This window comes from Aestuariibius insulae (assembly GCF_040783535.2).
Lineage (GTDB): Bacteria > Pseudomonadota > Alphaproteobacteria > Rhodobacterales > Rhodobacteraceae > Aestuariibius > Aestuariibius insulae.
This window is the reverse complement of the sequence record NZ_JBFONW020000002.1, coordinates 34,645-56,262: the sequence shown is the minus strand read 5'-3', so window position 1 is coordinate 56,262 and position 21,618 is coordinate 34,645. Positions and strand designations below refer to the sequence as shown.

At 61.4% G+C, this 21,618-nt stretch carries 18 protein-coding genes and 2 tRNA genes; 9 read left to right on the top strand and 11 right to left on the bottom strand.

From position 1 onward, the window contains the following. Window positions 1-9: 9 nt before the first annotated feature. Window positions 10-1,047 (bottom strand): UDP-3-O-(3-hydroxymyristoyl)glucosamine N-acyltransferase, encoded by a 1,038-nt coding sequence (locus AAD018_RS06565; protein ID WP_367314703.1) that lies wholly within the window; start codon window positions 1,045-1,047, stop codon window positions 10-12. 26 nt (window positions 1,048-1,073) lie between these two features. Then, entirely contained in the window at window positions 1,074-2,672 is a 1,599-nt protein-coding gene (locus AAD018_RS06560) for a L,D-transpeptidase family protein (RefSeq protein WP_412005205.1), read from the bottom strand. Between the two features lie 346 nt (window positions 2,673-3,018). On the opposite strand from AAD018_RS06560, the gene AAD018_RS06555 reads away from it, so the two are divergent. Beyond that, entirely contained in the window at window positions 3,019-3,588 is a 570-nt protein-coding gene (locus tag AAD018_RS06555) for a YcbK family protein (RefSeq protein ID WP_367314702.1), read from the top strand. A gap of 76 nt (window positions 3,589-3,664) precedes the next feature. On the opposite strand, the gene AAD018_RS06550 is transcribed toward AAD018_RS06555, so the two are convergent. Together AAD018_RS06550 and AAD018_RS06545 are read right to left on the bottom strand one after the other, a co-directional pair. Next, a tRNA-Leu gene (locus AAD018_RS06550) sits at window positions 3,665-3,750 on the bottom strand. A gap of 217 nt (window positions 3,751-3,967) precedes the next feature. Beyond that, complete coding sequence (locus AAD018_RS06545; protein WP_367314700.1) at window positions 3,968-7,594, bottom strand: vitamin B12-dependent ribonucleotide reductase; 3,627 nt, start codon at window positions 7,592-7,594, stop codon at window positions 3,968-3,970. 327 nt (window positions 7,595-7,921) lie between these two features. On the opposite strand from AAD018_RS06545, the gene AAD018_RS06540 reads away from it, so the two are divergent. Next, a complete protein-coding gene (locus AAD018_RS06540) occupies window positions 7,922-8,473 on the top strand; it encodes a hypothetical protein (RefSeq protein WP_367314699.1) in 552 nt (183 codons plus the stop codon). Here AAD018_RS06540 and AAD018_RS06535 read toward each other — a convergent pair. The 5 genes from AAD018_RS06535 to pdxH all read right to left on the bottom strand — a co-directional run bounded on the left by AAD018_RS06535 (window position 8,470) and on the right by pdxH (window position 11,464). Then, entirely contained in the window at window positions 8,470-9,360 is an 891-nt protein-coding gene (locus tag AAD018_RS06535; protein WP_367314698.1) for a hypothetical protein, read from the bottom strand. The two genes, AAD018_RS06540 and AAD018_RS06535, sit on opposite strands and share 4 nt — an antisense overlap. 232 nt (window positions 9,361-9,592) lie before the next feature. Next, window positions 9,593-9,669 (bottom strand) — tRNA-Pro (locus tag AAD018_RS06530). 51 nt (window positions 9,670-9,720) lie between these two features. Continuing rightward, window positions 9,721-10,182, bottom strand: a complete 462-nt coding sequence (locus tag AAD018_RS06525) for a DUF192 domain-containing protein (protein ID WP_367314697.1) — start codon at window positions 10,180-10,182, stop codon at window positions 9,721-9,723. Beyond that, window positions 10,183-10,707: a cold-shock protein gene (locus AAD018_RS06520; protein WP_367314696.1), complete on the bottom strand. Its 525-nt coding sequence runs from the start codon at window positions 10,705-10,707 to the stop codon at window positions 10,183-10,185. It abuts the gene before it with no gap. 118 nt (window positions 10,708-10,825) lie between these two features. Then, complete coding sequence (pdxH, locus tag AAD018_RS06515; RefSeq protein ID WP_367314695.1) at window positions 10,826-11,464, bottom strand: pyridoxamine 5'-phosphate oxidase; 639 nt, start codon at window positions 11,462-11,464, stop codon at window positions 10,826-10,828. A 100-nt stretch (window positions 11,465-11,564) separates the two neighbouring features. On the opposite strand from pdxH, the gene fabI reads away from it, so the two are divergent. The 7 genes from fabI to trpE all read left to right on the top strand — a co-directional run bounded on the left by fabI (window position 11,565) and on the right by trpE (window position 18,910). Then, window positions 11,565-12,398 (top strand): enoyl-ACP reductase FabI, encoded by an 834-nt coding sequence (gene fabI / locus AAD018_RS06510; RefSeq protein WP_367314694.1) that lies wholly within the window; start codon window positions 11,565-11,567, stop codon window positions 12,396-12,398. After that, window positions 12,395-12,931: a hypothetical protein gene (locus tag AAD018_RS06505; RefSeq protein WP_367314693.1), complete on the top strand. Its 537-nt coding sequence runs from the start codon at window positions 12,395-12,397 to the stop codon at window positions 12,929-12,931. Before fabI ends, AAD018_RS06505 begins: the two co-directional genes overlap by 4 nt. Further along, window positions 12,928-13,539: a LysE family translocator gene (locus tag AAD018_RS06500; protein ID WP_367314692.1), complete on the top strand. Its 612-nt coding sequence runs from the start codon at window positions 12,928-12,930 to the stop codon at window positions 13,537-13,539. Before AAD018_RS06505 ends, AAD018_RS06500 begins: the two co-directional genes overlap by 4 nt. A 14-nt stretch (window positions 13,540-13,553) precedes the next feature. Then, window positions 13,554-14,057, top strand: a complete 504-nt coding sequence (gpt, locus tag AAD018_RS06495; RefSeq protein ID WP_367314691.1) for a xanthine phosphoribosyltransferase — start codon at window positions 13,554-13,556, stop codon at window positions 14,055-14,057. Between the two features lie 255 nt (window positions 14,058-14,312). Beyond that, complete coding sequence (locus AAD018_RS06490) at window positions 14,313-15,488, top strand: aminotransferase (RefSeq protein WP_367314690.1); 1,176 nt, start codon at window positions 14,313-14,315, stop codon at window positions 15,486-15,488. A 79-nt stretch (window positions 15,489-15,567) separates the two neighbouring features. After that, entirely contained in the window at window positions 15,568-17,415 is a 1,848-nt protein-coding gene (locus tag AAD018_RS06485) for a peptidyl-prolyl cis-trans isomerase (protein WP_367314689.1), read from the top strand. Further along, a complete protein-coding gene (gene trpE / locus AAD018_RS06480; RefSeq protein ID WP_367314688.1) occupies window positions 17,405-18,910 on the top strand; it encodes an anthranilate synthase component I in 1,506 nt (501 codons plus the stop codon). The genes AAD018_RS06485 and trpE overlap by 11 nt, the downstream gene beginning before the upstream one ends. 109 nt (window positions 18,911-19,019) lie before the next feature. Here trpE and AAD018_RS06475 read toward each other — a convergent pair whose 3' ends face one another. Together AAD018_RS06475 and AAD018_RS06470 are read right to left on the bottom strand one after the other, a co-directional pair. Continuing rightward, on the bottom strand, window positions 19,020-19,259 hold the full coding sequence (locus AAD018_RS06475; protein WP_367314687.1) for a hypothetical protein: 240 nt from the start codon (window positions 19,257-19,259) through the stop codon (window positions 19,020-19,022). A gap of 181 nt (window positions 19,260-19,440) precedes the next feature. Next, window positions 19,441-21,588: a divergent polysaccharide deacetylase family protein gene (locus AAD018_RS06470; protein ID WP_367314686.1), complete on the bottom strand. Its 2,148-nt coding sequence runs from the start codon at window positions 21,586-21,588 to the stop codon at window positions 19,441-19,443. Window positions 21,589-21,618: the final 30 nt, after the last annotated feature.

Genomic DNA, 21,618 nt, shown 5'->3' with positions numbered 1-21,618 from the left:
GGCAGGGATTTAGTCACTCTCACCCGGCTTTGAAACCGCTTTCTTCAGCGCCGTCACGTCGGTCAGCAGTCGCGGCAAGCGGCGAAGCGCCTTGTAGATGGACAGGTTCGTCGCCATGCGCGTCGCCGGATAGCCCAGCATGATCCGCCCCTTGGGCACGTTGGACATCACGACCGAGGCGACACCGACCACGACATCCTCTCCGATCAGCAGGTTGTCGGACACCCCAACCCGGCCGGCCAGCACGCTCCGGTCGCCAATTACGACCGATCCGGCAATCCCGACCTGCCCGCAAAGCAGGCAGTCCTCGCCCACGATGCAGTTGTGCCCAACCTGCACGAGGTTATCGATCTTTGTACCCCGCCCGATCCGTGTCGCCCGGATCGTGCCCGCATCGATGCAGCTGTTGGCGCCGATCTCGACATCGTCGCCGATCTCGACCCCGCCCAGCGAATGGATGCGGTGCCATGTGGGATCCTCGGGCGGCGTGATTTCGGTCTCTCCGAGCGTCTCGCGGGCCAGCTCGGCACCCGAGGGCTCGGCGGTAACGAAGGAGAACCCGTCCCCCCCGATTGTAACATTGGACTGGGCGACAAAGCGCGCTCCGATCCGCACATTCCGCCCGATTCGAACGCCCGCCGCAATCTGCGCGCCCGCGCCGATCACCGATCCCGGCCCGATGCTGACATGCGGCCCGATACTCGCATCCTCTGTGACCTCGGCAGAAGGATCGATGACTGCGGAGGGATGGATTCCCGGCTTCGGCCCTACATCCATCAATTGCGTCAGCCGCGCCATTGCCAGCCGCCCGCGTGGCGCGATGATCGCCGCCTCCAGCCCCAAAGCCTGCCAATCCGCGCCCGGCCAAAGCACCGCCGCCCGCGCGCCGCCCCGCTCCAGATCCGCGCCATAGGCTGGCGCCAGAGCCAGCGCCAGATCGGCCGGCCTCGCGCTTGCCGGCTCCGCAACCCCGTCCACGGACAAGGAAACGGCGCCGAAGGCTTCCGCCTCCAGCGCCGCTGCGATGTCCTTGACCGAAAAGCTCATATCGCCCTCTCATTCGAGGGAACGAATTAGCCTCCGACCGACCGGATTGCCACCCCTTCGGAGGAGAGCGCATTCCAGATCCGCGCATCCCGCCCATAGACGTCACGCCGGAAGTTCAGTGTACCACGCGCATCGGTAAAGGCCGTCCGGTAGACGATATGCACCGGGATCGGCTGTGCCAGATCCACCCGCGTTTCGCGCCCAGTCCGAAGGCGCTCCTGAAAGAACGCCTCGGGGTTCGCCGTCTGTTTGGCCAGAAGCGCATAGGCGAAATCGAACGGATCGCGCAGGCGGATGCAGCCATGGCTGAAGGCGCGCACTTCCCGCCCAAAGAGGCTCTTGGCCGGCGTGTCATGCAGATAGATGTTGTGCCTGTTCGGGAACATGAACTTCACCAGCCCCAGCGCATTACCCTGGCTCGGCGGCTCGCGCATCGAGAAGGGGAAAGTCTGAGCTGTATAAGCGTTGAAGTTCACCGCCCCCCGATTGACCGCCCGGCCCCGACTGTCGGTGATCTGGATGTGGTTCACCGCATAAGGGTTTCGCTGGAGCATCGGCAGATACTCCTTGGTCACGATAGAGCGCGGCACATACCAGCTTGGGTTCACGACCATGAACTCCATCACGTCCGAGAACTCCGGGCTGCGACGGTCGCTCTGGTTTGCGCCGACGACCGAGCGTGTCTTGAAGGTCTCGCGGTCGCTGTCGATGATCGCCGCGGTAAAATCCGTCAGGTTCACCCAGACATGGCGCGTCCCGCGGGGCCGGTTGATCCAACGCTCGCGCTCCATCGCCACGATGACGTTGCGCAGCCGCTCGGGCACCGATTTGTTGATCTCGGTGATCGTACTGCCACCGGCGACGCCATCGGGGTTCAGCCCATAGGCCAGCTGGAACTGCTGCACGGCGGCCCGCATGGTCTCGTCATAGGTGGTTGTGGCGCTTCGGCCCATAAAGCCCATCGCCTGCAGGCGGTTGCGCAAGGCCACAACGGCCGCCCCGCTCGCCCCAGGCTCCAGCGTGCCGGGCACCTGCGCCCCCCAGCCGCCATCGGCGATCAGACGCTCCATCCGCAGCTTCTCGCGCATAAGGCGCGTATATTCCGGTGCCGCAGGCGGCAGCGACCGAATGAACGCGCCCGGGTTCGACTGAACGAACGCGGCCAGCGTCGCAGCCCGCCCGCGATAGGGCACCTCGCGCTTGATCTCGCCATCGACGCGTGACGGGATCAGAACGCCGGTCTGGATGTCCCGCGCATATTGCAGGAAGAGACGGCTCATCTCGACCTCAGCGCGCCCGCGCGAGACCGGGTCATTGGCCTGCTGCAACAACGCGGTCATACGCTGCGCATCATAGCGGCCCGACGGAAGACCATGATCCTCGGCAGTTTGCATCGCGCTCAGGAACGCCTGACGTCGCGCCCGGTCGTTATTGTCGGTCCAGATGCCTTCGAACTCTACTGAACGGTAGAACTGGGCAAGGGCATCATCGCGCGCTGCGGCTTCTGCCACTGCCTGTTTGAACGGAGTGACTTGAGCGCTCACTGCGACAGGCAAACCCACCATGAGAGAAAGACTAAAAAGAAGAGAGCGAACCGGCAGCCCACCCTTCAGGATCGTCTTCATCAAGACATCCTCCTATGAAAATCGTGTCCTAGATATCTGACCATGTCACGAATGCAGCCAGTAGCATATCCGTCTAGTCACAACTCCGAGACCGGGATGCAAGAAATGCCATCCGTGTCCCCAAAGACCGACGCAATTTCGCCACATACCTAAATTTGTTGGTGAAAACGAGACGAATCTGCGCAATTTCCTGCCGATTCTCCCTTCGTTAACTCTCTTCGCTGTAACAATCCCTTGGTCCGTGAGTCGTCCTGTGCAATAAAAATCATGCATCTGGGGATAGCTAGGCAAACCGGACCTGCGGAATAGCGGGCCAATACGGGTATAGAAACGGGACGCACAATTCATGACAAAAAGCAGCTCGATGGGCCTCACTAGACGTGGGCTCCTCTCCGCTTTCGCGGCAACAGCCATCTGCGCAGCACCGACTTACTCCAAGGCGGCAGGTTTTCTTCGAGGCGGCGGAGATGTGCGAAAACTGCGCATGTACTCGGGCCGAACGGGCGAGCACTTGAACATGGTCTACTGGATCGACGGCAAGTATGTCGGCGACGCCCTGGCCGAGGTGAACCACTTCATGCGCGACTGGCGCACGAATACCGGCATCAACATCGACACCCGTACGGTCGATATCATGGCTGCCGCCCACCGCCTCATGGATGCACGCGAACCCTATATGCTTCTGTCCGGCTACCGCTCCCCTCAGACCAATGCGATGCTGCGCAGCCGCTCGTCCGGCGTGGCCAAGAATTCTCTGCATCTCAAAGGTCAGGCCGCCGATCTGCGTCTCGACAGCCGCTCCGTCAGCCAGATGGCCCAGGCCGCTGCGGCCTGCCGTGCCGGGGGAGTGGGCCGCTATACCGGTTCTGACTTCGTCCATATGGATTGCGGGCCCGTCCGCACCTGGGGCCGCTAAGGTCTGCTTCACTCCCCGTATCCCGGAAAACGAGGCGCCCTCTTGTGGCGCCTTTTTTCTTGTTCTCAAGAAGATCTGGTACCGGTGGTCGGACTCGAACCGACACGATGTTGCCATCGGGGGATTTTGAATCCCCTGCGTCTACCATTCCGCCACACCGGCCCAGTTCGGCTGTCCTAGCCTCCACGAAAGCCCTCTGCAAGACCGGGAGTCCGCGAAATGTGCGGCGGTTCTCGCCCCCGCACAAAAGAAAAAGAGGGACCCGAAGGTCCCTCTGAGTTTCGTCATTCAGGCTCAATTATGATCTACCGCTCGCGTTTTTTGCCTGCGGCCCGAACAACGCCAGAGGGAGCGCACCCCCTCAGGGTCTCTTATCTCCTCAACTACACCCGCTCGTACCGCCGCAGGTGTTGCACTTCATGCAGGTCCCGTTGCGCACCAGCGTGTAGTTGCCGCATTCGCCACAGGGATCGCCCTCGTAGCCCTGCATCTTCGCCTTGTCGCGGGCTGACAGCGCCACGGCCGAAGTTGCGACCTTCGCCACGGTCACCTCTCCGACCTCGGGCACCAGTGTCTGCAAGGCCGCGACCGTCTCACCCGCGCCGCCTTCGACTACGGTAAAGCCCTGCGGCACGCGATTTCTTAGATACCCGGTCGAGGCAACCTGCTTGAGCACTTCGAGCGGGGACGAGCCATGCGAGCCCGGCACTTCGGTGAAGTTGCGCTTGCCCTCTTCCTCGCCCCGCCCCATCGCATCGAAACTGTCGCCTTCGGGCTTCACATGGGCCAGATCGGTCCGATCAAGATAGCTGACCGCCAGCTCGCGGAAGATATAGTCGAGGATCGAGGTCGCGTTCTTGATCGCCTCGTTGCCCTGTACCATCCCTGCCGGTTCGAACCGGGTGAAGGTGAAGGCGTCCACGAACTCCTCCAGCGGCACCCCGTATTGCAGGCCAACAGACACCGCGATGGCGAAGTTGTTCATCATCGCCCGAAAGCCCGCGCCTTCCTTATGCATGTCGATGAAGATCTCGCCAAGCGAGCCGTCCTTATATTCGCCCGTCCGCAGATAGACCTTGTGACCGCCGACGATGGCCTTCTGCGTGTAGCCGCGCCGACGCTCTGGCATCTTGTCCCGCTCGCGGGTGGCGATCTCCTTGATGATGATCTTCTCGACCACCTTCTCGGCCAGCACGACCGCCTTTTCCTGATCCGAGCCGCTTTCCAGCACCTCAAGTGCCTCGTCATCATCCTCGACTAGCGCGGCGGCCAAAGGCTGCGACAGCTTCGATCCATCGCGGTACAGCGCGTTTGCCTTCACGCCGAGCGACCAGCTCAGCTCGTAGGCCGCCTTGCAATCCTCGATCGTCGCATCGTTGGGCATATTGATCGTTTTGCTGATCGCGCCGGAGATGAAGGACTGCGCCGCCGCCATCATGTGGATGTGGCTGTCCACGCTCAGGAAGCGTTTGCCGGTCTTGCCGCAGGCATTGGCGCAATCGAAAACTACGTAATGCTCTGGGTTGAGATGCGGCGCCCCTTCCAGCGTCATCGTCCCGCAAACATGCGAGTTCGCCGCCTCGATATCGGCCTTCGCAAAGCCAAGCGAGCCCAGCAGATCGAAGGTCGGATCATTCAGCTTGTCTGCCGGGATCCCCAGCGTGCCGGTACAGAACTCCTCGCCCAGCGTCCACTGGTTGAAGACGAACCGGATATCAAAGGCAGAGGGGAGCGCCGCCTCAATCTTCTCGATCTCGGCCGGGCCGAAACCGTGCCCGATCAGCGAGGTGTGGTTGATCCCAGGTGCATTCCCCAACGTACCGTGACCCACCGCATGAGAGATGATCTCCTCGATCTGTGCCGATCCGTAGCCCAGCTTGGTCAGGGCCGCAGGCACCGAGCGGTTGATGATCTTGAAGTAACCGCCACCCGCGAGCTTCTTGAACTTCACCAGAGCGAAATCCGGTTCGATTCCAGTCGTGTCGCAATCCATCACCAGACCGATCGTCCCGGTTGGTGCGATCACTGTGGCCTGGGCGTTGCGGTAGCCGTGCTCGACGCCCAGCTTGAGAGCCTCGTCCCAGGACGACTTGGCCAGCTCGACCAACCGCTGATCCGGGCAGCCCGCCGCATCCAACGGCACAGGCGTTACATCCAGCTCTTCGTAGTCGGTCGCGCCATAGGCCGCCGCACGATGATTGCGGATCACCCGCAACATGTGATCGCGGTTCTTCTCATAGCCCGGGAAGGCGCCCAGCTCGCCTGCGATTTCGGCCGAGGTCGCATAGCTCACCCCGGTCATGATTGCAGTCAGCGCGCCGCACAACGCTCGTCCTTCGACAGAGTCGTACCCGTATCCCATATTCATCAGCAGACCGCCGATATTGGCATAGCCCAGACCCAATGTACGGAAGTCGTAGGACCGCTGCGCAATCTCCTTGGAAGGGAACTGCGCCATCATCACGCTGACTTCCAGCGTCAGCGTCCACAGACGCGCAGCATGCATGTAGTCCTCGGCCTGGAACTCTCCATCTTCGTAGAAAGTCAGCAGGTTCATGGAGGCCAGGTTGCAGGCCGTATCGTCGAGGAACATGTATTCCGAACAGGGATTCGAGCCCCGGATCGCCCCATCCGCCGGGCAGGTATGCCATGCATTGACCGTGTCGTGATACTGGATGCCCGGGTCGGCGCAGGCCCAGGCCGCGTGGCCCACCTGCTCCCACAGATCGCGCGCCTTGATCGTCTTGGCGACCGATCCGTCGACCCGGTTGAGCAGATCCCAGTCCGCATCGTCCTTCACCGCCTTGAGGAAGGCATCCGTCACGCGGATCGAGTTATTGGAATTTTGCCCAGAGACCGAGTTGTAGGCCTCGCTGTCCCAATCAGTGTCGTAGGTCGGGAACTCGATGCTGGTGTGACCCTGACGGGCATAATCCAGCACGCGCTTGATATAGGTCTCGGGGATGGCAACTTTCTTGGCCGCTTTGATCGCGCCTTTCAGCGCATCGTTCTTGGCGGGATCATAGGCCCCCTCTTCGCTCCCATCAAACTCGCGGATCGCGGCGAAGATGCCGTTCAGCTTTTCCTCGTGCATTTTCGATCCGGCGACAATCGAGGCCACCTTCTGCTCTTCGATGACCTTCCAGTTGATGAAGTCCTCGATATCGGGGTGATCGGCGTCGCAGATCACCATCTTCGCTGCCCGACGGGTTGTCCCGCCTGATTTGATCGCGCCGGCCGCCCGGTCTCCGATCTTGAGAAATCCCATGAGGCCCGAGGACCGGCCGCCGCCCGACAGGCTCTCGCCTTCGCCGCGCAGGGACGAGAAGTTGGTCCCCGTGCCCGAGCCATACTTGAAGAGCCGCGCCTCGCGGACCCAAAGATCCATGATCCCGCCATCGTTCACCAGATCGTCGCTGACCGACTGGATGAAGCAGGCGTGGGGCTGCGGATGCTCGTAGGAGCTTTTTGACTTGGTCAGCTTCCCGCTTTTCCAGTCGACGTAATAATGCCCCTGCGCCGGACCATCGATGCCGTAGGCCCAGTGCAGGCCGGTGTTGAACCATTGCGGAGAATTCGGCGCGGCCCGCTGGGTCGCCAGCATGAAGCGCATCTCGTCGAAATAGGCGCGCGCGTCCTCTTCGCTCGAGAAATAGCCGCCTTTCCAACCCCAATAAGTCCAGGCGCCGGCCAGACGGTCAAAAACCTGTTTGGCCGAGATCTCCCCGCCGAACTCTGCGCCCTCAGCCGCCTCATGTCGGCACAACCAGGACGGAACACCCTTTTCCTTGACCGGCTTGAGCTTGCTGGGCACGCCCGCCTTGCGGAAATACTTCTGCGCGATCACATCGCTGGCCACCTGGCTCCAGGTCGCAGGAACTTCGCAGGCCTCCAGCTTGAAGACGATCGTCCCGTCCGGATTTCGGATCTCCGACGTGGTCTCGGAAAAGTCCAGCGCCGCATAGGCGTCCGCTCCGGCTTTGGTGAACCTGCGATCGATCTTCATTATCTCTGTCCCATTTTCTCGGTCGCTCTGCGGCGACTGTCTCAACCTTGCCGTCGGACCGCTTCGGACGATCCTACTGCCGCCACCGACCAGGCAAACCTTGTCCGAGCACGAGAAGGGCTCTGACCCCACCCGCAACAGGCATTCCCTGCCGTCTCTTCCTGTGTTTGCCGCCAGCCACTAAATCTTGTGTGCACTGCATCAGCCCACACAACTTGACGTATCGGGACCTAGACGGTCAACGGATTTTTCAGCGAGTTTTGAAGATTTTTTGTTTGACCGGCAGTTAACGAAACTCGTCCACCGATTCCCCCACACGAAGGCCGCATGACCCTGATCCACTCTGTACCTTACCAAGCGGCCCTTTTACCCCGCTCTCTATCGTGCAACCGTGTCTTCAGTTCTCTGGAGACCCATATGCGCGCGCTTCTCGTCCTTCCCATTGTCCTGATACTCACAGCCTGTGAGCCAGTGGACCCAAGAACTCCGTTTTCGGTCGAGGGCCGCCCAGCCGCACAGATGGCCTATTTCGCGGAGTATCCCGAGGATCTCTTAGACGCGGCGGCCGATGCCTGCTCGCGTCCGGGAGATCGACTCGCCCAGCGGGATCGCGAAAGGATTCGCTGCGAAAGTTTCCTGCCTCCCGAAGCGACAGCGGGTCTTATCCTGGAATTCGATGGGACAGTTGACGATTTGCCTATCCTGATCTTTGATTTCCAGACCACCCGGCAAGGCGATGGTTATGTAGTGCTGGCAGACAACTTCGTCCGCGTCCCCCAACGCAGCGGCCCTCCGAAACAGGTCAGGTTGGAAGATCCCCGGTTCAACAGAATACTTGCCCGTATCCTGGCGGGCGCTGGCGGGCGTCCCATCGCTTAAACAGACGCGCCGCCAAATCCCATCTCGGTCAAGATCTGCTTCATACGCTCAGCTGCCTTCTGTCGAAGGCGGGGTTGGACCATCCCTTGGGCAAAGAAGAAGGCAAGGTATTTCTCGTAGTGAAACGTACCGGCTAAGGCACGGTCCAACGCGTCCCTAATCCCGGCCGGATTGCGAACGACAACCATGTTGTGGTGAAAATCCACCTGCGCGCCCACGATCCCCGGCACGCGGTGCATCTGCGCCTCCAAAAGCACCGCCGAGCTCAAGCTCACCGCGACCGCTGCCTCCGCGAGAAGGCCGTGGATCGAATGGGTCGTCACCTCCACACCATTGTCGGGATCATGGTAGCTCTGCACGATCTCAAGATCCTTCTCCTTCTGGCGCGGATGCGGCTTGATATAGACCCGCCGTCCGCCCCGATTGGCGATGACCCCTTCAATCAATTCGGGATAACTCATGTAGTGAGGGTAGTATTTTGGCGTCTTGAACCTCTGGAGAAAGAGACAAATAGATTCTCGTTCAGGCGCGAACCCCGTGACCAGATCCTGATCGAACTTCGACAGATTTCCGTCGATAAATGTCGATCGAAGGCGCGCCGTAAATGTGTCTGCGAAGGACTGGCTCATTTCCTCTGGTCGGAAAGGTTTCGTCTGCATCGAAGAGCTATTTCGGATGCCGACCGGATCGACATACCAGAAGCCGCGCAGATAGGAGGGACCGCAATAAAGGATGTTCGGCCCGCAAAGAGGCGCATCGTCAACGACGACATGCAGATGTCGTCGATCCGATTTGGCCAGCCGCTCGATATCGCCAGACATATCTCGCCATTCGACGGGATATCCCCGTTCCTCAAGCACCGACACAAGCAGATTGAGACCGTCCATCCGGCCAGCCTTTCCCCGCTCCCAGACACGGCCTTGTCCATGGATAAAAGCCGTTGGCGATGCCGTGCTCGATTTACTATTCCAACCCAAGATCATCGACGTCTGCCTGTCTGCTCTCGTCCACGTCTCACACAGTAGCAACCGCGCTTCGGATGCTTAAGCGACAAAAAAAGGGACTATGTAGATCCGCCTAGGATCGGGCTATTCTCATCTGCCAGAGCAAGAGAAAAAGTGGTCGGGGCGGCGAGATTCGAACTCACGACCCCCTGTACCCAAAACAGGTGCGCTACCAGACTGCGCCACGCCCCGGACCACGAGCTTGTCTCTAGGGGGTGCATCGCTGTTTGAAAAGGGCAAAACTCAGTCGCAAGAAAGCGCTGCTATCTCCGGGTCCAATACCGGATGCCCCAACACGTCGCCCTCCGCGATCCCAAGCCGTTCGGCAACGCCGCCATTAATCTCGAGAACCGCGATGGTTCCTTCGGGTCCGGGGATCGGTGTCGTATCCCCGGGCACCGCCTCGGGATGAACCATCAAGATCTGACCTGTCTCATCCACGAAAATCATGTCGAGAGAGATCAAGGTGTTCTTCATCCAGAAAGACGGCTGGCGAGTACTCGGATAGACAAAAAGCATTCCGTCAAAGAGATCCATCTCTTCGCGAAACATAAGCCCGCGGGCCTGCTCCTGGGGAGTCTGGGCGAGCTCAACATCGAAATTGACCTGCCCGAACTCACCCCTGATGGTTACGGTATCCTGATCGCAGGCGAACGCTCCACCCGGTAGAGTAGAGATCAAGAAGGCAGATAGGACTGCCCTCACCTACTTGACCGCCATATCCCAGGGTAGAACAGCTGTCGCCATACGCCCTCGCTTTCCGTCCACGACGCGTAGCCCAACGGCTTCTCCGGGCTGCAGGTCCGCTAGTCCCGACCGGCGAAGAACTTCGATATGAACGAAGACATCGTCGGACAAACCAAAGACGTTGGCAAAACCAAAGCCCTTGCCTTTGTCGAACCATTTGACCCGTGCGGGTTCGACCGGGATCTGTTCAAGCGCCTCCGGGTCGTAGACGTCGAAGTCGCTTAAGGGCAGATCATCGGACGGCGCAGGCGGCTCGATCCAACGGATCGCCGTTGCCTGAAATCCCCGATCAGTCTCCTGCATCTCAATCTCGATCGCAGATCCATCTGCCACCGAATTCTGCCCAAAGTTCCGAAGCACATTCGCGTGCAAAAGGATGTCAGGGCCGCCTGCCTCTGCAACGACGAACCCGAATCCTTTTCCAGGATCGAACCATTTTACATGGCCTCGAACGCCGCTCGTTTGTGTTTGCTCGTCTTCCATTCTCGATGTCCGTTGCGAGGATAGTCCAGTCTATCGACGCTGTCTTGGTGCAGATCAAATTGATTTCACCCAAATTACAAGGGTCTAAAGAGACATGTCGTTCACGTGACGTGAAAATTCATGGGTATAATCGGCTTACTGTCCACGGATCGGCAGCGGTCTGTCGTGTCCATAGGAACCGATCGTGCAATCTATCGGCCCCATCGGCCCAAAATTCGATTTCGACAGGTGTGATACGAAAGCCACCCCAAAAGGGCGGACGCCCGGGCTCATCACCCAGCTTCGCTATTGTATCGTCGCGCTCCTGAAGCAAGGCTGCGCGTGATGCGAGAGGCTTGGACTGCTGAGATGTCCAAGCACCGATCCGGCTGCCCGGCGCACGAGATTGATAATATGCGTCTGCTTTCGGACCGTCCTCACGACGGACACTGCCTCTGACCCGAACCTGCCGCCTCAGAGTTTTCCAATGCAAGACGAAGGCCGCCCGCCCTGCTGTCTCGATCTCCTGGGCCTTTGAGCTTTCGTAATTGGTATAGAACAAAAAGGCACCGCCATTCTCGGTTGTGGGCTCGATCTCCTTGAGCAGGACGATGCGCACATTCGGAAGACCCGCCGCGTCAACCGTAGCGAGAGCCATTGCGTTCGCATCCTCTGGCTCGGACCGCTCGGCATCTGCAAGCCAGTCCATAACCAAAGCGATAGGGTCGGATCCCGCAAAGATCCCCACCCGATCGGTGTGCCGTTCTTCATTCCCCATGCAGATATCTTACCACATCCGTCGCCAAACCCAACGCCAATCCAACTTGAAGCGTCCCATATGATCGCCTAGACCAACTGGAAACGAGGGACGATACACCATGACGACCGGACTGATGGATGGAAAACGCGGCCTCATCATGGGCCTCGCAAATGACAAATCCATCGCTTGGGGTATCGCCTCGGCGCTCGCCGAACAGGGAGCGGAACTGGCCTTCTCCTACCAAGGCGACGCGCTCCGAAAACGGGTCGAGCCGCTTGCCGCTTCCGTCGGCTCTAATATCGTCCTGCCCTGCGATGTGGGCGACGAGGCCTCAATGGACGCTCTTTTTGAAGCGCTCCAAGACAAGTGGGGCACGCTCGATTTCGTGGTCCATGCGATCGGTTTCTCCGACAAGAACGAGTTGCGTGGCCGCTACGTCGACACCTCGCGCGACAATTTCCGCATGTCGATGGACATCTCCGTCTACAGCTTCACCGCTATCGTCCAGCGTGCTGAAAAGATGATGACCGAGGGCGGCTCCTGCCTGACGCTCACCTATTACGGCGCCGAAAAGGTGATGCCGCACTATAACGTCATGGGCGTCGCCAAAGCTGCGCTCGAGGCATCCGTACGCTATCTGGCCGAGGATCTGGGCAAGAAGGCGATCCGGGTCAACGCAATCTCCGCCGGCACGATCAAGACGCTCGCCGCCTCAGGCATCGGCGATTTCCGCCTCATCATGAAGTGGAACGAATACAACGCCCCCCTCCGCCGCACCGTCACCCAGAAGGAAGTCGGGAACTCCGCCCTCTATCTTCTGTCCGATCTTGGCTCCGCCGTCACCGGAGAGGTCCTGCATGTCGACGCAGGCTACCACGTCGTCGGTATGAAGGCGGTCGATGCGCCTGACATCTCCAAAAACGCTGCGGGAGATGACGGAGCCGCAGGGTGATCGCACGATCCGTCTGCACCTTTGCTCTGATCGCCTTCGCCTGCGACGCAGTCGCTCAATCCACCGAAAGCTGCCCTTGGGCGGATGATGCCGAATTGGCGAACCATCTGTCAGACACCGCATGGCATCTTCAGATCGAACGGGGAACCCGGATCGAAGGAAGTACAGCGCGGCTCAATCTTCCAAGGCGAGAGGCATCTTTCACGATAGGAGCCTTCCTCAGCGGATCCTCGATAGATGACGTAGCGGTCGACCTCAGGCTAATCGCACCGTCGGATGCGATCGAGTACGAACGAGGCCGGAACACATTCGCCTTCGGACTTGCCGAGGACACTCCTTGCCGGGACGGGGATCTCTCCGATATCCGGGCGACGGCTTCGACGGTCGTCGATGACCATTCGGGCGATGTCATTCTCACCCTGCGTCCTATCGACGAGGCCTCCATGAGAGGATACCTGCGCCTGGAGGAATGGAAGAGGAATGGCGCGCAAATGGTCACTATCGAGACAATTTCCGCGACGCTGATGCCATGACGCTCACAGCTTTCCTGACCCTCGCCGGTCTTCAGGCCCTCATCGCGATCAGCCCCGGCCCCGCCGGAGTGCTCACGATCAAGACAGCCGCTGCCGAAGGCGCCCGCTCGGGACTGCTGCTCTCCCTCGGCCTCGCCCTCGCAATTCTTATCTGGGCGTCGGGCGCCATGGCGGGCCTATCCCTCCTCTTCGAGATTGCGCCTTACTTGCAAACCGCCTTCCGCCTGATCGGAGCCGCCTTCCTGATCTGGATCGGTCTCTCGCTCTGGCGCAAGGCATCCGAACCGATGCCCGATATTTCGGCCGCTCGCCTCAAGAGCCCGCTTGCCCTCCTTCGCCTCGGCCTGCTTACCAACCTCGCCAACCCCAAGGCACTCGCCTATTTCGCCGCCGTTTTCACCGGGATCATGCCGACTGATCCGACAATAGGCGATGCGACCCTGATTTTGGCTGTGATCTTTGCAATCGAATTCACCTGGTACGCCGCGCTCAGCCTCGTCTTCTCGCGCCCCGGTCCGCGCCGCGCCTATGCTCACGCAAAAGGCTGGCTCGACCGCGCCTTCGGCGGCATGGTGGCGCTGCTCGGCGCAAAGATCGCCATCCCCTGACCGGAGAGCCTGCCATGACCGATCGCCTGCCTCACGAAAAAGGCTTCCACATCAGCTGGGACCAGATCCACCGCGATGCCCGCGCGCTTGCTTGGCGTCTCGACGGTCACGGCCCCGATGACGGCGCCTGGCGCGCGGTCGTCGCCATCACCCGCGGCGGCATGGCACCCGCGATGATCGTCGCCCGAGAGCTCGACATCCGCACGGTCGATACGATCAGCGTTAAGAGCTATGACCACCAAGACCGCGCGGAGGCGAAAGTCCTTAAAAGCCCCGACCGCGACTTGGTAGGAGATGGCACCGGCATCCTGATCGTCGACGACCTCGTCGACAGCGGCAAAACGCTCGAACTTGTCCGCAGCCTCATGCCAAAGGCTCATTTCGCGACCGTCTATGCCAAGCCCAAGGGCCGCGCTCAGGTCGATACGTTCATCACCGAAGTCAGCCAGGACACATGGATCTTTTTTCCTTGGGACATGGCGCTGCAATATGTCCAGCCCTATCGCGGCACCGATTGATTGGACTTCTAGCAGATCTCACCCATCCCCGACGCGATATAGCTGGCGATCATCCCGTCGAAGCTCCCTCTCTGCCGCCAACCTGAATGCCCGCCCTCATCTCGACCGTCCCTCAAGAACCGCCGCATCAAACTCCCCTAACCTCCTCGAATGCATTAACCTTAACGCCTCTCACTCTGACAAAACTGCGTCCGTCCTTCATCTGGCCGAAAATACTCAAATCCCGACCTCTCCTTCCGCAACAGGTGCCCTTTCATGAGCCGCACGACCGCCACCTTCCCCCCGCCCGTTATGGAAGCGCGCCGCTGGCTCGAAAATCTACCGCCAACGGACCGCCCGCTCCTCAATGTCAGCCAGGCCGCGCCGACGGAGGCTCCACCCGAACCTCTCCTAAACGCCATGGCCGAGATCGTCCTGACAGTTCCCGAGGCGCATCTTTACGGCCCCGTCCTTGGCCTTCCGGAACTGCGAGCGCAAATCGCCGAGGATTGGTCGGCCGCTTATCAAGGCGTGATCGGGGAAGATCAGGTCGCGATCACCGCAGGCTGCAACCAGGCCTATGCCGCCGCCATCGCCACCCTTTGCAGCGAAGGCGACGAGGTCCTGCTGCCGATCCCCTACTACTTCAATCACCGCATGTGGAACGACATGGCTGGCGTCCGGACTGTCCCGCTGCCCGCGAGCCCGGACCTGCTTCCGGATCTCGACGCGGCGAGGAGGCAGATCACGGATCGAACAAAGGCCATCGTCCTCGTCACCCCGAACAATCCCACGGGCCGCGAATATCCCGCACCCCTCGTTGGCGCCTTCGCAACCCTCGCCCGCGAAAGAGGACTCGCGCTGATTGTCGACGAAACCTACCGCGACTTTGACAGCCGTGAGGGCGCCCCACACGACCTCTTCGCGGATCCGAACTGGGACGATACCGTCATCCAGCTCTACAGTTTCTCCAAGGCCTACCGTCTTACCGGGCACCGGACCGGCGCGCTCATCGCAAGCCCTGCCCGCCTCGCCGAAGTGGAGAAGTTCCTCGACACGGTTGCCATCTGCCCACCGCAAATCGGCCAGCGTGCCGCGCTCTGGGGTATGCGCCACCTCCAGGACTGGTTGGCTGGCGAGCGGCTCGAAATCCTTGATCGCCGCGCCGCCCTCACCGAAGCCGGCCCCGCCATGCAAAAAGCAGGCTGGACCCTCAAATCCTGCGGCGCCTATTTCGCCTATCTCGAGCACCCGTTTCCCGAACCCTCCAGCGCACTGGCCAAGCGCCTGCCGCGAGATGCAGGTATCCTCGCCCTGCCCGGCACCATGTTCGCGCCGGACGGCGATGCGGATGCCGCTCGCCATCTGCGTATCGCGTTTGCCAATATTGACCGGGCCGAGATTGAGGACCTGACGGACCGCCTTATCGCCCTTGGCGGGCAGCCGTCCTAGCAGGCCGTCACCGCTTGCACGCCCCCGTTGCCCGTCCTATTGCTGCGCAACAAGGCAAGAGACGCGCGAGGGGGGATCCATGGCCAGCAAATCCAGAACGATCGGCTACGTTATAGTCGGTCTCGCCTCTGTCGGCCTTCTGGGCTTCGGCACGGGCGGGCTCTCTACCGGTGGCCGGACGATCGGATCGGTCGGCGATATCGACATCACCCGCACTGACTACATTAACACCCTCCAGCAGACCATCGCCCGCGCCGAGCAGCAATTCGGCACGCCGATCAGCTTCCCTCAAGCCCTCTCGCTCGACCTGGATATGATCGCCCGCAACCAGCTCATTTCTCAGACCGCGCTCGAGGACGAGGCGCAGCAGCGCGGCCTTTCGGTCGGCGACGAGCGGATCCGTGACGCGATCCTCGCCCAGCCCGCCTTCCAGCTCACCCCCGGAGAATTCGACCGCGAACGCTACCGGATCGAGCTGCGCCGCCAGGGCCTGAGCGAGGCCGATTATGAGGACGGACTGCGCCTCGACCGCGCCCGCACTCTCCTGCAGGCTGCGGTTTCCAGCGGCATCGCCGAAACGGATGTCTACGGCGAGGTGATCGCCGGATATCTCGGCGAAACCCGCGACGTGATGTGGGTCACCCTCACCGAGGCAGATCTGATCGATCCGCTCCCGAGCCCGACAGACGACGAGCTGACCGCCTGGTTCGAGGCAAACGCCGAGGCCCTGACCGAACCCGAGCGCAAGCGCATCAGCTATGCCTGGGTCACGCCCGACATGCTCGCCGACGAGGTCGAACTGGACGAGGACAGCCTGCGCGATCTTTACGACAGCCGCATCGACCAATTCGTCCAGCCCGAGCGGCGTCTGGTCGAACGGCTGGTCTTCCCCGACATGGCTTCTGCCGAAGCCGCCGCGCAATCCATCGGATCGGGCGAAGCAGAGTTCGAGACCATCGTCGAAGAGCGCGGCATCACGCTCTCCGATATCGATCTGGGCGATGTGGCCCTCGCCGATCTGGACGCCGCTGGAGAGTCCGTCTTCGCCACCGAACCGGGAGAGGTGACAGAGCCGATCGAAACCGATCTCGGCCCCGCCCTCTTCCGCGTGAACGCCATCCTCGATGGGCAGGAGATCACGTTCGAGGATGCCCGTCCCGATCTGCGCGAAGAGCTGGCCATCTCCCGCGCCCGCCGCCTGATCGAGGATTCCCGCGACGGCATCGACGACTTGCTTGTCGGGGGCGGCACGCTCGAAGATGTCGCGGCCGAAACCGACATGATTCTCGGCCAGATCGACTATGATCCGACTGTCAGCGAAGACATCGCCTCCTACGAGGCCTTCCGCGAAGCCGCCGCGCTTCTGACCGAAAGCGACTTTCCCGAACCGATCGAGATGGAAGACGGTGGCCTCTTCGCCCTGCGCCTCGACGAGACCGTTCCGCCCCGCCTGCCCGATATCGAAGAGGTCATGCCCCAGGTCACCGAAGGCTGGCGTCAGGACGCGCTTCTGGAGGCGCTCGAGGCTCGCGCTGAAACCGTCGCCCAGGCGCTTGAGGCAGGCGAGGATACCGCGCTCGGCGATCTGACTGTCGACACCCAGGACGCGCAGCCGCGTCAAGGTTTCATCGACGGCACGCCCCCCACGATGATCCAGACGATCTTCGAAACAGAGCTGGGCGAGACCGCGACCCTGCCCGCCGAGGACAGCCTCATCGTCCTGCGCATCGACGCGATCAACGAGGCCGCCACCGACGACGAAGAAACGAGCGCCCGGATCGAGGCACTCGCCACACAAGGCGCGCAGGCCATCTCGGACGACATCCTGACCTACTTCACCCAATACGTCGTCACCAATGCCGACCGCAGCATCAACGAGGCGGCGGTCAACTCCGTCCATTCGGACTTCTCGGCCAATGTCCGTTGAACCGGCCTTTCCGGAGTTTGAAGCGGCCTTCAAAACCGGCGCCAATCAGGTCGTCTATACCCGCCTTGCCGCCGATCTCGACACGCCCGTCTCGCTGATGCTCAAGCTCGCGGCGGCGGGCGAGAACAGCTTTATGCTCGAAAGCGTGACCGGCGGCGAGGTGCGCGGACGCTACTCGATCATCGGACTTAAACCCGATCTTATCTGGGAATGTCGCGGCACCACCTCGCGCATCAATCGCGCCGCGCTATACGCTGAGACATTCGAGGACTGCGCCGCCGATCCGCTGACCGAGATTCGCAACCTGCTCGCCGAAAGCCGCATCGACCTGCCCGAGGGCCTGCCACCCGCCTCCGCCGGTCTCTTCGGCTATCTCGGCTATGACATGATCCGGCTGGTCGAACACCTGCCTGATATAAACCCCGACCCCTTGGGCCTGCCCGACGCGGTCCTCATCCGCCCTTCCGTTATCGCGGTCCTCGACGGCGTCAAAGGCGAGGTCACGCTGGTCGCTCCCGCCTGGGCCAACGCGGACCAATCAGCCAAGGCCGCCTACGCTCAGGCCGCCGAGCGGGTGATGGAGGCCCGACGTGCTCTCGACCGTCCAGCCATCGCCGCCACCCGCACGCTTGGAGAGGCGCACCCGACCGAAGAGCCCGTCTCGAATTTCACCAAGGAGGCCTACAAACAGGCCGTCGAGACAGCCCGCGACTATATCCGCGTGGGCGACATCTTCCAGGTCGTCCCGTCCCAGCGCTGGACCCAGCCCTTTGCCGAGGAGCCCTTCGCCCTTTACCGGTCCCTGCGGCGCACGAACCCGTCGCCCTTCATGTTCTTTTTCAACTTCGGCGGCTTTCAGGTCATCGGCGCCTCACCCGAAATCCTCGTCCGCGTCATGGGAAGCGAGGTCACGATCCGCCCCATCGCCGGCACCCGCCATCGCGGCAAGACCCCCGAAGAGGACCGTGCGCTCGAGGCCGATCTTCTGGCCGACGAAAAGGAATGCGCAGAGCATCTCATGCTGCTCGATCTGGGCCGCAACGATGTGGGCCGCGTCGCCAAGATCGGCACTGTCAAACCGACCGAGGAATTCATCGTCGAGCGTTATTCCCATGTCATGCATATCGTCTCGAATGTCGTCGGCGAGCTGTCCGAGGATCACGGCGCCCTCTCCGCGCTCCTCGCGGGCATGCCTGCGGGCACCGTCTCGGGCGCTCCCAAGATCCGCGCAATGGAGATCATTGACGAGCTGGAGCCCGAAAAACGCGGTATTTATGGCGGCGGTGTTGGCTACTTTTCGTCGGGCGGCGACATGGATATCTGCATCGCCCTGCGCACCGCCGTCCTTAAGGATGGCCAGTTGCACATTCAGGCAGGAGGAGGCGTAGTCCATGACAGCGACGCCGAGGCTGAATGGCAGGAGACCGTGAACAAAGCCGCCGCCTTGCGCCGCGCCGCCGAAGACGCCGCAAGGTTCTCCAGCGGCAACGGATAATCCGAGGCCCCGCCTGCCCTGGCCGTAATCCGAGACCTCATCGCATAACACTCATCAAATGCCGTATGGCAGGGTTAACCCCGCTACCTTTGGCAAATCCTACTCGCCGTTATCGGCTTTCGACCCGCAGACCCTGATCAGGCAGACGCGGTGTGGGAATGAACGGCTCGGATCTAAGCGCTGATAATGCTCGGTCCACAGCCTTCCGCTGCGACAACAGGTGATTGAACTGAACATCACAGCCTGAGATCGGCGTCGGGTAATCGCGAATTGCCTCCGTCAATATACGTTTCGCGGCGCCAAGCTCTGCGGTTGCGACAGTCAGATAATCTTCAACATCGTCATCCATGGCCAACTCCAATCCGTATACATTTGTATACCAACTAAAGCCTTCATCTGTCCATGGGGTTGAAGCTTCGCATTGTAGGCAAAAACGGCCGATGCTGACACGAGGATTGGATCAAGTGCATTTCACTCGTAGATAGATACTCCCGCAGAGGCCTATCCAGCCATCGGCCGCCGCCGCGCCCTTACTCCTCGATCCTATCTTTCAGGATCGCAGAGACAGGTGCCAACGTCACCCGCCCCGCCTCGGATCCGGCCAACCATTCGCTTAGCACTTTGAGTGTCAGCGGATTGGCCTCGCCCAGAACGATGGCGCTCCCGGTCTGCCGTGCCTCGAAGACCGCTTGGTCAAGCATGCGCCGCATCTCGGTCTCGTCGTTCCGCGCCTCGTCGAGGTCGCGGTGAATGACCGCCGCTGGCACACCTTCGGACCGCAGCGGGCGCACCGGATCAGCCAGCCCCGCCGCCCGCGCGATAAAGCCCTGCCCTGTCTCGGCAAGGATATCGGCCGCTTGCGCCAGAAGCCGTCGGTCTTCCGCAAGTCGGGTCTGACCGGCATCTAGAACCGCGACCGTCTCGGGCAGCAGATCCTGATAGATCCCGAAGGCCTGCTCCATATCCGTCGGACTTGCCCCGCTTGGCAGATTGGGGATTAGGGCGACTTCGTAGCCGCTTCCGCGATAAGCGGCCATCACCGAATTGACATCGGTCCGCCCAGGATCAAGACCGACCGTCACAGGTTGCCCCAGCTCCCCGAGCACATCGGGCCCGCTTCCAAGCGCTCCGTCATCGATCAGCACGATGGAAACCAGCGGCTGGTCTATGGGCGCGTCAAAGCTCGCGGAATAGCGGCCCAACGCTGTCGGATCTTCTTCCGCCTCGGCCTCGACCTCAGGCTCCGCCTCGACGAGTTCGGGTGTCTCCTCCTGCCCCGGCCGCAAGACCCGAACACCCGGAGCGAGATTGCCAAAGCCCGATTGTCCGTTCTGGATCAGCCGATTTCCCGTTCCCGGGGTCAGGATCTCGGGAGCGCTGTCGGTCTGGGGCTCAGCTTGCGCCAGAACAGGATCATCCGACTCGCTGATAACCTCTCCACTCAATCCGGCCTCATCGCGGTCGATCTCAACAGACTCGACACGGTCATCAACACGGCGCGGTATAATGACGATAGCAGGCGGTGCCTCTTCCGGATCACCGCTTACCCGCGGCGAAACGGTCGCATCGTCGACTGGCGAAAGCTGGCTTTGCGCCAGAATAATCTCGGCAGGCTGCGATCTCTCCTCCTGCTGCTCTGCGGTTAGCTCAATCGCAACAGATCGATTGGAATGGATTTCCTGAAACATCAGCCCCTCGGCGGCCCGATCGTCCGGATCGGGCGTCACGCGAAGGAACGATGCGCCTCGAGATCCTGAAAACACGCGCTCCGGCGGTAGTTCGACGGGAGCCAGACCGACCGGGACAAAAGTTGCCTCAGGGCTGATCCCATTCGCGACATCCGGCGCATCCCCTAGAACCTGTCCGCTCAGCACGATCCGCTCCGGCAGGGCACTATCCGCAAAGTCGGGCACCTCTACCGGATCGATCAATACATTGGATGGCACATTCGTCTCAGGCAGGGCAGACACGACCATCGCAGGGCTGACCTCTGTGGTCTCGGGCACCTCCGGCACGATTGGACGCGCATCTTCCGCCAAGCCGAGCGCAAGCTCGGATGGCTGGCGTCCAAGCACCGGCGCCTCTGATATAGGCGTGATGTCGGCGACTTGCTCCTCGCCTTCAGATCCCGCTCGAAGCGCAGCCAAGGCCGCGACATCCACGGACGGTGCTAGAAGCACCAATGGCCGACCCGGCGCCGCATCCCGAACCGCGGATGCAGGCGCGACCGGCAAAGCCAAGGCGCTGTCCACATCCGAAACCGGGCTCAATGGCGGCAGATCCGCAGCTTCTTCGGACGGCTGGACCAAGGCATCCGACCGCGCCGCTAGCACGACGGAAGGCCGTTCGGGTGCCGACTGTGTCACCAGATCCGCCTCGCGCGCGGCAATGGCAGGCACCTCTTCGATGTCGCGGACGACCCGGACGCGGCCCGGATCGGGAACCGCCACGCCGGCTGACCCTTCGATACGCGGCTGATCAACGTCCGCTACGTCGGACAGAACCCGGCTTGCGACGACAGCAACCTCGGGCTCGGCCTCTCCGGCGGTCTCGTCCACTCGGATCGACGGCGCGGGCGGCAACACGATGATTGACAAACCCACGGCGGATCCGACGCTGACGACGGCCCCGGCCAAAACTCCTGAAAGAACCCCTCGCGCCATTGGCTCGGCCCTCATTGCTGATCCTGCTCTCTGGAAGCCAGCGCC